At 65.9% G+C, this 15291-nt stretch carries 12 protein-coding genes; 9 read left to right on the top strand and 3 right to left on the bottom strand.

Going from position 1 to position 15291, the window contains the following annotated elements; translation table 11 throughout:
• Nucleotides 1-14: 14 nt before the first annotated feature.
• Genes ACWPM1_RS10175 through ACWPM1_RS10165 form a run of 3 tightly spaced genes read left to right on the top strand, consistent with a single transcriptional unit; the run spans nt 15 to nt 4206 of the window.
• A complete protein-coding gene (locus ACWPM1_RS10175) occupies nt 15-1628 on the top strand; it encodes an acyl-CoA synthetase (RefSeq protein ID WP_455694718.1) in 1614 nt (537 codons plus the stop codon).
• The gene (locus tag ACWPM1_RS10170) at nt 1625-3232 is read left to right on the top strand and encodes a flavin-containing monooxygenase (protein WP_455694717.1); all 1608 of its coding nucleotides are present in this window, start codon (nt 1625-1627) and stop codon (nt 3230-3232) included. The genes ACWPM1_RS10175 and ACWPM1_RS10170 overlap by 4 nt, the downstream gene beginning before the upstream one ends.
• Before the next feature lie 17 nt (nt 3233-3249).
• Nucleotides 3250-4206, top strand: a complete 957-nt coding sequence (locus ACWPM1_RS10165; protein WP_455694716.1) for an alpha/beta fold hydrolase — start codon at nt 3250-3252, stop codon at nt 4204-4206.
• Here ACWPM1_RS10165 and ACWPM1_RS10160 read toward each other — a convergent pair whose 3' ends face one another.
• Nucleotides 4207-5016, bottom strand: a complete 810-nt coding sequence (locus ACWPM1_RS10160; protein ID WP_455694715.1) for an NUDIX hydrolase — start codon at nt 5014-5016, stop codon at nt 4207-4209.
• A gap of 734 nt (nt 5017-5750) precedes the next feature.
• Nucleotides 5751-7307, bottom strand: a complete 1557-nt coding sequence (locus ACWPM1_RS10155; protein ID WP_455694714.1) for a winged helix-turn-helix domain-containing protein — start codon at nt 7305-7307, stop codon at nt 5751-5753.
• Between the two features lie 202 nt (nt 7308-7509).
• Between ACWPM1_RS10155 and ACWPM1_RS10150 the strand changes: the two genes are divergently transcribed.
• Entirely contained in the window at nt 7510-8631 is a 1122-nt protein-coding gene (locus ACWPM1_RS10150) for a hypothetical protein (RefSeq protein ID WP_455694713.1), read from the top strand.
• A gap of 72 nt (nt 8632-8703) precedes the next feature.
• Here the strand turns inward: ACWPM1_RS10150 and ACWPM1_RS10145 are convergent, their stop codons facing one another.
• Nucleotides 8704-10107 (bottom strand): glycoside hydrolase family 43 protein, encoded by a 1404-nt coding sequence (locus tag ACWPM1_RS10145; RefSeq protein WP_455694712.1) that lies wholly within the window; start codon nt 10105-10107, stop codon nt 8704-8706.
• 90 nt (nt 10108-10197) lie between these two features.
• On the opposite strand from ACWPM1_RS10145, the gene ACWPM1_RS10140 reads away from it, so the two are divergent.
• The 5 genes from ACWPM1_RS10140 to ACWPM1_RS10120 all read left to right on the top strand — a co-directional run bounded on the left by ACWPM1_RS10140 (nt 10198) and on the right by ACWPM1_RS10120 (nt 15184).
• Nucleotides 10198-11022: a phytanoyl-CoA dioxygenase family protein gene (locus tag ACWPM1_RS10140; protein ID WP_455694711.1), complete on the top strand. Its 825-nt coding sequence runs from the start codon at nt 10198-10200 to the stop codon at nt 11020-11022.
• A 64-nt stretch (nt 11023-11086) separates the two neighbouring features.
• Nucleotides 11087-12181, top strand: a complete 1095-nt coding sequence (locus ACWPM1_RS10135; RefSeq protein ID WP_455694710.1) for an ABC transporter ATP-binding protein — start codon at nt 11087-11089, stop codon at nt 12179-12181.
• Nucleotides 12178-13056 (top strand): carbohydrate ABC transporter permease, encoded by an 879-nt coding sequence (locus tag ACWPM1_RS10130; RefSeq protein ID WP_455694709.1) that lies wholly within the window; start codon nt 12178-12180, stop codon nt 13054-13056. The genes ACWPM1_RS10135 and ACWPM1_RS10130 overlap by 4 nt, the downstream gene beginning before the upstream one ends.
• Complete coding sequence (locus ACWPM1_RS10125; protein ID WP_455694708.1) at nt 13053-13883, top strand: carbohydrate ABC transporter permease; 831 nt, start codon at nt 13053-13055, stop codon at nt 13881-13883. The genes ACWPM1_RS10130 and ACWPM1_RS10125 overlap by 4 nt, the downstream gene beginning before the upstream one ends.
• Complete coding sequence (locus ACWPM1_RS10120) at nt 13880-15184, top strand: ABC transporter substrate-binding protein (RefSeq protein WP_455694707.1); 1305 nt, start codon at nt 13880-13882, stop codon at nt 15182-15184. The genes ACWPM1_RS10125 and ACWPM1_RS10120 overlap by 4 nt, the downstream gene beginning before the upstream one ends.
• The last annotated feature ends 107 nt before the right edge of the window (nt 15185-15291 follow it).

Genomic DNA, 15291 nt, shown 5'->3' with positions numbered 1-15291 from the left:
CAGGAGAAACGACGATGACCGGGTGGAATTTCGGCGACATCCTCGACGCGATCGAACCGGCGCTGCCTGCCGACGTGCCCGCGTTGATCCATAGCGATCGGCGGGTCACTTGGGCCGAAATGGCCGCGCGGTCCAACAACCTCGCCCGCGCACTGCGTGCGCGCGGCGCTGCACCCGGGGCCAAGGTGGCGCTGTACATGCGCAACCGGCCGGAATACGGCGAGACGATGGCCGCGTGCTTCAAGGGGCGGCTGACCCACGTCAACATCAACTACCGCTACACGCCCGACGAGGTGCTATACATCTTCGACGATTCGGACGCCGAAGTAGTCGTTTTCAGCAGCGAGTTCCGCGACAACATCGTCGAGCTGAAATCGCGTCTCGCCAAGGTTAGGATCTTTGTCGAGATCGGCGACCCGGCCGTGATCGCCCCGTTCGCCGAACCCTACGAAGCGCTCGCGGGCGAAGGCGATGGTTCGCCGCTGGGCATCGCGCGCTCGCCCGATGACATGCTGTTCATCTACACCGGGGGCACGACGGGCATGCCCAAAGGTGTGATGTGGCGGCACGACGACCTGCGCAAGGCGCAGCTCGACGCGGCAGGCCTGCTCGGACCCGCGCCCCAGAACATGGAAGAGACCGTTGCGATGATTCGCAACGAAGGGCCCGGGCGGATCACTCTGCCCGCTTGCCCGCTGATGCACGGGACCGGCCTGCTCACCGCGTTGGGAGCCATGATGGCCGGCGGCTGCATCGTCGCGCTCGAAAGCCCCTCTTTTGACGCGGACGAGTTGTGGCAAGCGGTAGAGAAGCACAGGGTTCAATCGATCGCGATCGTCGGTGACGCCTTCGCCAAGCCGATGCTCCGCGCTCTCGATGCCGCCCCCGGCCGCTACGACACCTCCAGCCTGATCTCGATCGTCTCTTCCGGCGTCATGTGGAGCCGTGAGATCAAGGAGGGGCTCGTGCGGCACATTCCGCAGGTCGCCCTTATGGACGCCTTTGGCGCGTCGGAAGGTCTCGGTTTCGGCTTGTCCGTGACCACCGCGCAAGGATCTACCAACACGGCCAAGTTCGCCATCGGTGAACACTGCACGGTGTTCGACGAGCACGACCGCAAGGTTGAACCGGGCAGCGGCACTCCGGGCTTCATCGCCCGCAGGGGGGCAATCCCAGTGGGTTACTACAAAGACCCGGAAAAGAGCGCCAAGACCTTCCGCACCATTGAAGGGGTGCGGTACTCGATCCCCGGCGACTGGTGCCGCGTCGAAGTCGATGGCTCGCTGACCCTGCTGGGCCGCGGCAGCGTGTGCATCAACACCGCGGGAGAGAAGGTGTACCCGGAGGAAATCGAGGAGGTGCTCAAGACCCATCCGGCGGTTGCCGACGCGCTGGTAATCGGAGTGCCCGACGAGAAGTGGGGCCAGGCGGTGACCGGCGTGGTGCGTTTGGAGCCGGGGGCCTCTTTCGACGAAGCAGCGCTCAAGTCGCATGTCCGCGATCGACTCGCCGGGTACAAGACGCCGAAGGCGATCTACCCGGCCGACATCCCGCTGCGCGCGTCGAACGGGAAGGCCGACTATGCCGCGGTGCGGGACTTTGCCGTTCGCCAGAGCCAGGCTGCATGAGCGGACCCGCCGTGACGGATTGCGATGCGCTGATCGTCGGCGCCGGGTTCAGCGGGGTATATCTCCTCCACCGCCTGCGCGAGGCCGGCTTTGACGCGCGGCTGATCGACGCCGCGGCCGTGCCCGGCGGGATCTGGTACTGGAACCGCTACCCGGGCGCGCGAGTGGACTCGCAAGTCCCCATCTACGAATTATCGCTGCCCGAGGTGTGGCGCGACTGGACTTGGAGCGAGCGTTTCCCCGGCTGGCGCGAGCTGCGCGCCTATTTCCGCCACGTCTGCGACACGCTCGAACTGTGGCCGCACATGACGATGGCGACGCGCGTGACGAGCGCGGCCTGGGACGAAGGCGACCGGCTCTGGCGCATAGCCACCGACACTGGCGAGGTGATCACCACGCGCTTTTTCCTGCCTTGCCTGGGCTTTGCCGCAAAGGCCTACATGCCCGAAATCCCAGGACTCGAGACCTTCCCCGGCCAATGGCATCACACCGCGCATTGGCCGCAGGAAGGCGCGGAGCTGGCCGGGCGAAAGGTGGCGATCATCGGCACCGGGGCGAGCGGCGTGCAGGTCGCGCAGGAAGCCGCCCGCGAGGCCGCCCAGCTCACTTTGCTGCAGCGCACGCCCATTCTGGCGCTGCCGATGCAGCAGCAGCCGCTGACTGTCGCGCAGCAGGAGGAAGAGAAGGCCGGTTATTCGCGCATATTCGCCGCTCGCCGGTGTACGAGCGGCGGTTTTGACAGCCAGAGCCGCGAAGAGTCCGCACTAGAGGTGGACGAGGCGGAGCGGCTGCGCACCTACGAAGAGCTTTGGCAAGCCGGCGGCCTGCGTTTCTGGTACGCGAACTTCGCCGACCTGTTGACCGACCGTCGCGCCAACCGCTTCGCCTACGATTTCTGGCGCGACAAGGTCCGCGCCCGAATCGCCGATCCCGCCTTGCACGAAACCCTCGCGCCGACCGAGCCGCCGCATCCGTTCGGTACCAAGCGTCCGTCGCTCGAGCAGAACTACTACGAGATTTTTTCTCAGGACAACGTCGCGGTCGTCGACCTCAAGCGGGCGCCGATCGAGCGAATTGCCGCGGAGGGCATCGTCACCTCGGAAGGCGTGGTCGAGTGCGACCTGATTGTTTTCGCCACGGGTTTCGATGCCGGACGCGGTGGATTGATGCAGATCGACATCCGCGGTCGGGACGGGCGGAGCCTCGCGGAAGTCTGGCGCGAGGGAGTGTCGGCCTATCTCGGCTATGGCGTGCACGGCTTTCCCAACCTCGCCTACTTCTACGGCCCGCTAAGCCCGTCCGGCTTCGCCAACGGGCCCACTTCGGCGGAGGTTCAGGGCGACTGGGTCGCCGAGTTTCTTATCTGGCTGCGCGAACACGGGATTTCACGTTTCGAGCCCGAGCTCGCCGCTTCGGCCGAGTGGACGGCGCACGCCGCCGAATTGGGGGCGATGACTCTCTTTCCGGAGGCCCGGTCCTGGTACATGGGCGACAACGTCCCGGGCAAGCCACGCCAACTGCTCAACTACCCCAGCCTGATCGGTTACGCCTCGATTTGCGACGCGGTGGCGGCCGAAGGCTATCGCGGCTTTCATCTCGATTGAAGCGAGGACCGCTCCGAATGTCCGCACCCTCGAGCGATATCGACCCCGCCTGGGCCGCCGAACCGTCACGGCTGCCGGATTGGTTCGTTGCGGCGCTTTCGGTTCCGCGCGAAGAAGGGTTCGTCACCGTCGACCGGGTGAGAATGCACTACTTCGCCTGGGGAGACCCGGCGGCGCCCCCGGTGCTCATGACGCACGGGTTTCTTTCGCACGCGCGGTGTTTCGCCTTCATCGCGCCGTTTCTCGCCACGGACTACCACGTGGTCGCCTATGACCTCTCGGGCATGGGCGACAGCGAGGTGCGGAAGGAATGCGACCTCCCTGCGCGCGGGCGCGAGATGATCGGCGTCGCCCAGGCGCTCGGGCTCTTCGGCCACGCGCGCAAGCCGATCATCGTCGCCCACAGTTTCGGCTCAGCGGTGGCGCTGAGGGCGCTCTCGCTGGAGCCGGATGCTTTCGGCGGCGCGGCGATTTGCGATCTGATGGTGCTGCGCCCGTCGCACCTGGAAGCCTTCTGGGGAGGCGGCCATACCAGCCCTGGTTCGGGCGACCCCAATCGGCCGCACCGTCGCTATCCCGACTACGCGAGCGCTCGCGAGCGCTACGTCCTGTCGCCGCCGCAGCCGGTCGGCGAGCCGTTCCTGATGGATTACATGGCGTATCACTCTCTTCGCTGCGAGGAAGGCGCCTGGACGTGGAAGTTCTCGCCGGTGGTGTTCAAGCGCGACAATATGCGCAGCGAGTGGCTCGAGATCGGCCCGCGACTGGTGGCGGCGCCAGGGCGCAAGACGATCATCCACGGCGAGCAGAGCCTGTTGTTTACCCCAGATTCACGAGATTATGTGCGCGAGCTCGGCGGCACCGACATCCCCATGATCGCGATACCCGAAGCGCGGCACCACCTGATGCTGGATCAGCCGCTGGCGTTCACCGCCGCGTTGCGAGCCGTTCTGGCGGAATGGAGCGCCGGCTAGTCAGACCGCCTCGGCCACTTCGCCATAGCCGGCATCGGGCGGGATCGTCAGAAGTCTTTGACCCTGGCGCTCGACCAATTGGGGCTGCACCGCGACCAGGGGCCTATCCCGCGCGCGCGCGACCGCCTCGCTGGCACTATGCGATTCCGCCAGCAGCTTGAGGTTCATCCGCGTGGGGAAGATGATCGTGCGTTCGCCGGTTTCGGCAAGGCGCAACGCGTCGGCTGGCGCGATCCATTCGGCGTCCACCGCCTCGTGTCCGTCGCACGCCGCGACCTGATCGGCCGGGGCAGTCACCGCGTAGAAAAAAGTATCGAACCGCTTCGCCATGATTGCCGGCGTTATCCAGCGGGCGAACACCGTCAGGGCGTCGAGTGAAAGGCGCACGCCAAGTCCGCGAACCACATCGAGAAACGCTGCATCTCCCTTGTCGACGGCCGCGCGAGTGGCCGGGTGGCATACGTCCGCGAAGGGCCGGCCATCGGCATGGTGGGCAAGCAGGATGCCGGCTTCTTCGTAAACCTCGCGGATTGCGGCAACCCGAAGCCCGCGCTCAACGGGGTCGAGCGACCCCCATCCGGCGGCATGATCCGCCCAAGCGGGGTCCGCGTCTCCCTGGTGCGTTTTGCCGCCCGGAAAAACCAACGCACCTGACGCGAAGTCGATCTGATGATGGCGTTTGACCATCAAGACCTCAAACTGCGGCGAATCACGCAGCAACAGAATCGTGGCTGCCGGCCTTGGCGGTGCCGTATCGTCGTCGAGTGTAGATCCGGCCATCCCTTTTCCCGCCTCCAGTTCGATCGACAACGCCACGGCATCGAGAACATTCGCGACCGGGTCAAGGTTCGATATGCTCCCCGTGCGCGACCGCGGCACCTACGCTTGTGAGGACTCTAGCTGCGTCCATCCAACAGTTGGCTTTGGGACTCGATCATTGCTGTAGCGTGCATGACTCCGCTTTGCGCATCGCCAACCTTGCGAGGCGCTTAGGCCCGCTCATTGGCCAGGGTCAATGAGGTAACTAGCTGCAAATCATCGTGGTCAGGATGAGAGGAACCGGCCGGTGAGGGACGATAAGGCGGGTTGCCCCGCCATTCGCTTGAACCCGACTAAGGTCCGCGTTCCCCAGCTTTCATCATGGCGCTGTGGGTGGGGTACTTCTTCAGCACCACAGTGCAGCGGCCGGATCGATCGCCGTCCGAATCCTTTGCCCGCTCGCGGCCGGGAGGTTAAACTAGCGGCGCCACGCCCGTATCTTGGAATCGAGAGCTGGACGCCCGATCAATGAAGCGCCGGGCTTGGTGGAGAGCTGTCATGCCGGACCGGCGGAATCGCTCGCCGCGTTCTGATAACGGTTCGGCGCAAAGCTTGCAGTGGGGGTATCGATGGGGGTATCTTGCAGGTTGGGGCCGCAAATAGCTTTTAAATATCAATTGGTTACATTGTATCCGTGGATCCCTCCTCCGCTACCAACTCCCAGCAGTAGCTTTCGATGGGCAAACTGGCCAGAACCCCGCAAACCGTTTCGGCGCAACCGCCGCTCACGCGGGCTGGCCCCGTAGGAAATCAGGCGTTACGCCCCGGCGGTCCCAGTAGGCGGCGAGCCCCATCCGCTCCAGCATGGGCATGAAACGCGGGTCGCGCCGCATACCGGCGGCGACGGGGGTGAAGAGCATATTCGTTTTGCGCCGGCGCTGGTCGGGCACGTTGGGCTGGCCGGGCCGCCATTGCATCGATGCGATGATCGGCCCGTCCTCGAGATAATAAGCCTGCGCCACGGCAAAGGCAGCATCGGTCGCGCCCATAAGGTTGAGGCACATGAGAGCGTTGACCACGCCCGCAACGCTCTTTCCGACGCCTGCGACGATCGCCTGAGACGCGCGATCGACGTCGGCCGTAACCCGACTTTCCGCGGCACCGATTGCTGCCCGCAACGAGGCGATCATGGGAGCGGGGAGCTCCGGCCGCATGGCTTTGTCGTTCACATGGGCGACGGCTCGCTGGAAGCGGCCGGTCGCCGCGAGCACCCATAGCTTCGCGAACCACAGTCCCGAATGCCCCGGCCACATCTCGAGACCTCTCGCCGCAGCCCGATCAGCATCGGCAAGACGGCCCAGGAACCACAGCGCATAGACTTCCCGGTACAGGAATCCGGCGTCGAACGGGCGGCTTCCGAGAAAGGCCATGCGAGAAGTCGCGCTTTCGCGCATGCGGCCCACGGCCCCGTAGAAGAACGATCGCGAATCCCAGGTCACAACGTGGTCCGGGTAATCCGCAAGGACGGCGTCGTATCGGCGCTCGGCATTCAGCCAGTCGCCGTAGTACGGAGCCGCCAAGGCCAATGCCGCCTTCGCGTCGGCATTCCGCGGGTCGATCTCGAGCGCGCGGTTCGCCGCCTCGAATACCTTCGCTGTCGGAAACGTTGTCCTGGTCATCGCATGCTCGTCGACCCGCGCGCGGGTCAGGGCAAGCAGGCCCCACGCATTCGCGTTCGCCGGGGCTTCGGCGACCGCCTGTTCGAGCAGTGCGACCGCCTTTCGCCCAGCTTCTTCGGATCCAGGGAGCATGGCTTCTTGGCTTTGCTCGATCAGGCGCAATGCCCGATCTTCCGATGGCCGTCCCGTTGCCCAGATGGTCCCGCCAGCCGCCGCGGCAACCGCCAACCCGCCGACGATGAGGCCGCGACGGCCGATTGCATCGGGCCGAGGGGGCGTTCCTTCAACGGGGTCAGCGCGTCCAATCTTCCCCGCGGTTTGTTTTAGCCTGAAGCCGATCCTCGGAATGGTTTCGATCTCGAAACCACCCTCGGTCTTCCTGGCGATCCGGCGAACCTCGGAAATCGCGCGGTTTATCGAATCGTCGCCGACGATTTGGCCTTTCCAGCAACTGCGGATGAGGTCGTCGCGCGACAGGACCGCGCCTTGCGCATCCGCCAGCGCCACGAGAACCTGCATCACGCGCGGCTCGGCGGGGGCCGAGCCGCCCGGCCCCTCGACGGTGCGGACCGATGGCCGGATCGTCGCGGCCCCCAGCGAAAAATCCGCGCGACGCGCCAGCTGCTGCGGTTCCGCGCGGCTGGGCGCCGACGCCTGGGACAACTCTCCCAACGGAAAAGCATCAGGAAAAGATCTGGTTTCGTTCATTCACGCCACCACCTGTCCCGGTCAGATCTCGCTCGCAGCGGGATCTCGCGGTCGCCAGCCTAACACAGTTTCAGGCCCGTAACAGTCGGGAAGCGCGACCGAGACTCCCCGAAGGCCCGCGCAGGGTGCGCCGGCAAATCAGGTGGGAGAACGAGAAATGAGCATGATTCGATTGGGCGTAGCACAGGCGGCGTTACTGGGGTTGGGTGCGTCACTTTACCCGTCGACAGCGCTCGCGGACCCGACGCCAGAATGCAACGTCGGTGCAGGAGCGGCGAGCACCGAGTGCGGCGTCGATTCAAACGCGACAGGAGCGGGTGCCGTCGCAGTGGGCAACGTGGCAGCGGCAACCAATGACGAGGCGACGGCGGTGGGTGAGCAGGCCTTGGCCTCCGGCCTGCGATCGTCGGCGATCGGCAGCGAGACCGCTGCCACGGCGACCGGCTCCCAAGCGTTTGGCTACCAAGCGAGGGCAACAAGCAACTTCACGGTGGCTCACGGTCATCAGGCCCTTGCCAGCGGTTTGAACGGAACCGCGGTGGGCCCCTTCACGCAGGCGACCGGCATGGGTTCAACCGCGCTGGGCAATGCGGCCGTGGCCACCCAAGCCGGCACTGTTGCGCTGGGCGTTCGTGCAACCGCCAACGCCGCCAACGCGACGGCCGTCGGGGCCCTGGCCACCGCATCGGGGGTGGGGGGCACCGCCATCGGCCGCGCTGCTTCCGCCACGTTCGACGGTTCAACCGCGGTCGGAGCTGGTGCCGCAACGTCCGCGGTCAACCAGGTCGCCCTGGGCGGGGCGGGAAGCTCGGTCCGGATTGGCGATATCGCCGCAAGCACGGCGGCCCAGGCCGGAGCGATCGCGGTCGCCACTGTCGACGCCAACGGAACCGTGGGCCGGGATACGGCCATCATTCCAGCCGTAGCGGCGCTTCAGAGCGCATCGGCGGCACAGGCGTCCCAGTTGGCCGGCCTCTTGGTAGCGAGCTCCACGTTGGGAAGCCGCGTGGACGAGCTGTTCGATCTTCGCGCCCTGGACCGCCGCGATGCGCAGCAGGGCACCGCCGCGGCTGTCGCAATGGGGCAAGCCCCCATGCCTTCCGAAGAGGGGCGCACGTCGTTCGTCCTCAACCTGGCCAATTTCCGAGGCGAACAGGCGGCGGGGGGATCTTTCCTGCATCGGATCGCGTCGGAAAAGCCCTTCGCCATCGGAGCCGGCTTTTCCTTTGCGGGCAACAAGAACAACGCGGTTCGGGTAGGCCTGGCGGGAGAGTTCTAGCCTCGGTCGAACGACGCGAGTTGCGGAAGCGCGCGATACACGCTCGCGCTTCCGCACACTTGAGGGAAGTGACTAGCTCCCAATGCCGCCGGCAGTGACCTCGTTGCCCTCGAACACCAGGGGCGTCGTCAGGAGAGCGCGGAAGGTGTTGTAGCCGCCTGTTCCAGGAAAGAATGCGTGGAAGAACAGCTGCGGCTTGCCGTCGAGACCAGCCGCGACCGAGGCATGCCCGGGTGCCCACCATGCATGGCTCGACTTGAGCAAGGGTTCGGGGCGTTTCACGTAAGGACCGAGGACATGGTCCGAGACCGCCACCCCGATCCCATAGGCCGGCGTGCCGAAGTCGTTGCCGGCGTAGAACAACCAGTATTTCCCGTCCTGACGGGTCACGAACGGCCCTTCGATGAGATGGCCTTCCCAATCGAGATCGTTGGCGAGGACCAGCGTGTCTTGGCCGATCAGCTCGCCTTCCTCCGACAGTCGTTGTGCGTGAATGGGAGTGGTCATGGCATCGAGGATCATCGCCGCTTCCGGCACCTCGGCCAGCAACGCCTTGGCATGATTCCAGTTCGCCAGGACCGCCTCGATCAGCGGTTGCATGAAGAAGAACCGCTCCATCGGACGGCGCGATTGGGCCCACGGCAGTACGGCCGCGGCAAAGTGCGCGGTGAGGCGGTCTGCGGGCTCGCTGAAAAGCGCCTCGACGAGGTCGGGCCGCTGGCCAAGCAACCGGGCCAACGGGCGGGGCCAGACCCCGTTGTTGTCGCGCTTCCAGAACAGGTAACGATCGCCGTTGTCATCGATGAAGATGTGCGAATCGATCACCCCACCGCTCAGCACCGGCAATCCTGCGTTGTCCGGTATGTCGGTCGTGTTGACGGCATGCGCGCTGATGAGGGGGTGGCCGAGGTCGTGCCAGGGGCCATAGGGGCTGTCGCTCTTGGCGAGCCCTATGGCCAGCGCATTCGAACGCTGGCGGGCCGTGTAGACGAGCCAGTATTCATTGCCCACGCGGGCCATCTCCGGAGCCCAGAAATCGCCCACCTCACGGCCGTGCGCGGTCCACTCGGGCGCCTCGCCCTCGGGGAAGACGAAGCCGTGGTGAGTCCATCGTTCGAGATCGGGCGAATGAAGGACTGGAAACGCGTCGGGCGCATCGTTGGAGGTGGCGACGAGGATATAGCCGTCGTCGACCTTGAGCACCGCGGGGTCGCCATATCCGGCGGTCGTGCGATCGCTCAGGTTCTCGATGATAAGCGGCCGCCAGTCCGGCTCAGGGTCGTCGCCCGCCACCGGACCGTCGAAAGTGTGCGGCGGCCGGGTGCCGCATTGCTCGGCCAGCGCCGAGAAGAGATCGAGGTAGTCCTGGTGCTTGCCGCCCGTCAGGCGGAAGCTGCGAGCCGATCCGTTGATCGACACGCGGAGAGTCGTGGTCCCGTCGCTTTCGCTGGCTTCGATCTCGAAAGGGTTCTTCATTCTGGTCCGCAGCGCCGTTTTGCCGAAAACAACTTGACCCAAGCCGGGTCTGATTTATCCGATAAATCGCTGCTAGAGGTGGGAGGCCCGATGCGCAAGACCGAACCGCCGGAGCCGTCGGAGATCATGCGCGGGCTGTACGGCGACGGCATCATCGCGCTCCGGGGCGCGTTCGACGTCGCCTTCGCCGATCGGTTGCGCGGCGACATCGAGAAGCTGTTCGAGGAGGCGAACTCCATTCCCGGCGGTGCGCTGCCGAGGGGCCCGTGCCGGTTTTACGTCGAAGTGCAGCCCGAGCGGATCGGCGGCTTCGTCGAAATCGCGACCCATCCGTGGTTCGTCGCCGTGTGCAGCGCCGTCCTCGGCCCCGAATACAAGATCGTCGAGGTGGGGTTCGATATTCCATTCCCCGGCGCCACCGATCAGCCCTGGCACCGCGACTTCGCACCACCGGCCGAAACCACCGTCGGCCGCCGGCTCAACTCGCTCGCCTTCAATCTCACCGCGGTCGACACCGTTCCCGAGATGGGCCCCTTCGAGATCGCGCCCGGCACGCAGTGGGACATGTTCGAAGGCTGCACGAGGGGGATGTTCCCGCCGCGCGCGTTGTGGCCCAGGTATGAGGCGCGCGCCGAGCAGAAGCTCCCGCAGCGTGGCGACATTTCGGCGCGTTCGGCTGTGACGATCCACCGCGGGACGGCCAACCGCTCGCAAGAGGCCCGGCCGGTGCTGGTGGTCGGGGTCGACGCCCCGGGAGCGATCAACGCGCAGCATCACGACTTGCAGGTCACCCCGGGCTATCTTGCCGCATTGCCCGAACAGGTGCGTTCCCACCTCACTTACCGCACGGTCGAGGAGCTCGAACCGGTCATCCAGCACCACGTGATCGAAGGGCTCCTCGAGCCCGCCTACTGAACGCGGATTGACGCGGCCGCCAAGCTGGCCGATGAACAATTGTCTGATAAAAGAGGTGGCGAGGGTGAGCGGTCTGGAACTCAGCGAGATTCGCAAGTCCTACGGCGAAACCTTGGTCCTCGACGGTGTATCGCTGGCGATGGTGCCGTGCGAGTTCATCGCCTTCCTGGGTCCCTCCGGAAGCGGGAAGTCCACCTTGCTGCGCATCATCGCCGGGCTGGAGACAGCGGACAGCGGCGAAGTCAGGCTTGCCGGCGATCGGATCGACCGGCTGCCGCCGGGCGACCGCGGGGTGGCGATGGTGTTCCAGCACTACGCGCTCTATCCGCACATGTCCGTGCGCGACAACATGGCGTTCGGCCTGCGCAACGCGCGCGTCTCGGCCGGCGAGATCGCGGCGCGCATCGAGCAGGCCGCCGCCGTGCTCGAGATCGAAAGCCTGCTGGACCGCAAGCCCGGCCAGCTTTCCGGCGGCCAGCGCCAGCGCGTCGCCATCGGCCGGGCGATCGTCAAGCAGCCCAAACTGTTCCTGCTCGACGAGCCGCTGTCGAACCTCGACGCGGCCCTGCGCAACCGCACCCGGGTGGAGCTCGCGCAGCTGCGCCGGCGGGTCGAAGCAGGGGTGATCATGGTCACGCACGACCAAGCCGAGGCGATGACGCTGGCGGACCGCATCGTGGTGATGAACGACCGGCGCATCCAGCAGGTTGGCGCACCGATGGAAGTCTACACCCGGCCGGCCAACACTTTCGTGGCCGCGTTCGTCGGTTCGCCGGCGATCGCCTTGCTGCGGGTGACGCGGGCCGCGTCGGCCGAGTTCGCGACCGTATCGCTGGGCGAGGGCGGCCTCGTCGAGACCCGGGTTCCCGTTGCCGACCTGCCGGCGACCGACGAGCTGACGCTCGGCCTGCGCCCCGAAAACGTGCGCGCGGTCGCGCCGGGATCGGGAACGGTCGATGCGGAAACGATCCTCGTCGAACGGCTGGGTGACCGCACGCTCGTCTACGCGCGGCTGGCGGACGGGCAGGAAGCGACCGCGGTCGACGAGGGCGCCAGCACGCTCCGGATCGGCGACCGCGTCGGGCTCGCCATCGACGGCGGGGCAGCCCACATCTTCGGCCCCGACGGGACGGGCTACCACGCGGTGGCCGACGCATGAGGGGCGCGCGCACGGGGAAAGCCTGGCATGGCTACGCGTTCGTCGGGCCCTTCGTCGCGCTCTATGCCTTCCTGCTTCTCTACCCCTTGCTGATGGGGTTCGAGATCAGCCTGAACCGGGCGGACCTGTTCGGTTCGCGCCGCTTCGTGGGTCTTGAAAACTACGCAAGGTTGTTCGCCGACCCGATCTTCTACGAGGCGGTCGGCAACACTTTCCTGCTCGCCCTGCTTATCGTGCCGACGCTCACCGTCATCACGCTCCTGCTGGCGCTCGCGCTCAACCGCACCACCCGCTCGGCGGGTATCCTGCGCGGGGTATTCTTTTCCTCGTCGGTCCTCTCGGTGACCATCGTCACGCTGATCTGGCGGTTCGTGCTTACCCCCGACGCCGGGCTCATCGCCAAGGTGCTTGCCTGGTTCGGGCAGGAGCCGATCCCCTTCCTCAGCCACCCGGACCTGACCATTCCCGCGCTCGCCATCACTACGATCTGGTGGAGCCTCGGGCTGCCGATGATGCTGTTCCTCGCCGGCTTACAGCAGATTCCGGGCGACGTTTACGAGGCCGCCGCGCTCGACCGGGCGAGCCGGTGGACGACGTTCTGGAAGGTCACCCTGCCGTCGCTACGGCGCACGCTGGTGCTGGTCGTCATGCTGCAGACCGCCGCGCAGCTGCAGATCTTCGGCCAGGCGCAATTGCTCACCTCGGGCGGCCCGAGCGGGCGGTCGCGGCCGATCGTGCTCTACATCTACGAGCTTGCCTTCGGCCGGTGGGAACTCGGCTACGCCATCGCCGCGGCCGAGGTGTTGTTCCTGCTCGTGCTGGTGGTCACCGCGCTGCAGTACTGGACGGTAAGCCGCATGGACGCCGCCCGGTGAGCGGCGAGCGCAACCGCCTGTCGCTTCCGGCGCTGATCGCGCTGCTGATTGGCGCGGCGATCATGGTCGCGCCACTGATCTGGACGCTGCTGCTGTCGTTCAAGAGCAACGACGAACTGATGCGCGACAGCGCGGCGGCGTTCTCCCCGCCGTATACCCTGGAAAATTACCAGGCGATCGTGGCGGCATCGATGGTGCCGCGCTGGCTGCTCAACAGCGCGATCGTTTCGCTGGGCACCACCGCCGGGGTGCTGATACTCTGCTCGCTGGCGGGCTACGGCTTCGCCCGGCTCGAATTCCCCTTTCGCAAGACGATCTTCGCGCTCGTGCTGTTCGGGCTCGCGATTCCCGAACAGGCGGTCATTCTACCGCGCCACCAGTTGTTCGCCGACCTTGGGCTCCACAATTCGTATCCCGGGCTGATGCTGCCCGGGCTGGTCGCCCCGTTCGGGGTATTCTTCATGACCCAGTATTTCCGCGCGATCCCGGTCGAGCTCGACGAAGCCGCGATGCTCGATGGCGCGACGCGCTTCACGCTGTTCTGGAAGGTGCTGCTGCCGCTGACGATTCCGGCACAGGCAACGCTGGGCGTGTTCACCTTCCTCGGCTCGTGGAACGAGTATTGGTGGCCGCTGATCTCGGCGACGACCAGCGACCGGTTCACGCTGACCGTCGGGCTCGCGTCGTCGCAGATGAACTATGCGCAGACCAGCGGGCTCGGCTTCCTGATGGCGCAGGCGGTCTTCGCCTCGATCCCGATCCTTATCGTCTATCTCATATTCCAGAAACAGATCGTGCGGGCGATGGCGGGGACGGCGGTGCGATGAGGCGCGCGCTCGTTCTGCTCGCTGCGGTGCTGCTGGCGGCATGCAGCCGGGGCGACGACCGGACGACGATCGTGGTCCAGCGCTTCTTCGGCGAGTGCGGGGCGGTTTACGGCTCGACCACCGACGTCGCCAAGGCGGAAACCGAGTGCGGCATACTCGCCACCATGATCAATGCGTTCGAAGCGGAAAATCCCGACGTCCGGATCAAGGTCAACGTCGTCGCCTGGCCGGGCTACCCCCAACTATCGGCCCAGTTGGCGGCGGGCGATCCACCCGATCTCGTGACGATGCACCAGTCGGTGATCTCGGACTACCAGGCCCTCGGCCTGCTCGCGCCGATGGACGCGGTGCTGAAGGACGCCGGCATTACTGCCGACGACTTCACCCCGGCGGGCAGGGCAGGGGTGGTCAAGGACGGGCGCATCTACGCCATGCCGTGGGACACCATCGGCGGCCTCTTCCACATCAATACCGCGCTGATGGACGAGGCCGGGCTGATGCGAGGCGGCAAGCCGGTGCTGCCGAACTCGCCGGAGGAGCTGCTCGACCACGCCCGGCAGTTTCGCGAGGCGACCGGCAAGCCTTACCTCATCCAGGCGCAGGTCAACGATCCGGCGACCCACGTCCGCAATGTATACACTTACCTTCTCGCCCAGGATCAGGTGATATTTCCCGATGCGCGGCACATTCGCATCGACACGCCGCAGGCGCGCGAGATCGTCGAGCTGCTGCGCCTGATCCATGCCGAAGGCCTTACGACGCGGAGCCAGGATTTCTCCGCCGCGACGCAGGCGTTCACCAACGGGGAAGGGGGCATCTTCCCCGTCGGCACCTGGATGATCGGGCCCTACGACACGGAGGCCAACACGCCGGGCCGGCCGCTCTACAAGTCCTATGCGGTGGTGCCTTATCCGGCGATCTACGGCCACCCGGCGGCGTTCGTCGACGGGCATTCGTGGATCATGCCGAAGCGCGAGCGCACCGCAGCGGAGCTGAAGGCGATCTCCGCCTTTCTCGGGTTCCTCGCGCGGCACAACTACGACTGGACGCGAACCGGGCATCTGCCTGCCTTCAAGGCGGTGCTCGACATGCCGCAGTTCAAGGCGCTCCCCCACCGCAGCGAAATCGCCGCGATGGCCGCGACCGGCGGGCAATTGCCAGCATACGTTCAGCGGCAGTCGGCGATCCAAGGGCTGCTGGCGGAGGAGATCGAAGCAGCGGTGACGGGGCTCAAACCTGTGGATAGGGCACTGAAAGATGCCGAGCGGCGGGTAAACGAATTGCTGTCACAAATGTTATAGGTTTCCTGAGAAGATAATTTGCCAAGCGCGGATCGGCTCACTGGCCGGTGCCGATCCGAACGATAAAGGCCGGGCTGAATTTGGATCGTTTCAATCACATCATCTGC

It is taken from the genome of Tsuneonella sp. HG249 (assembly GCF_053819205.1).
This window is presented reverse-complemented; position numbering and strand designations above follow the sequence as displayed.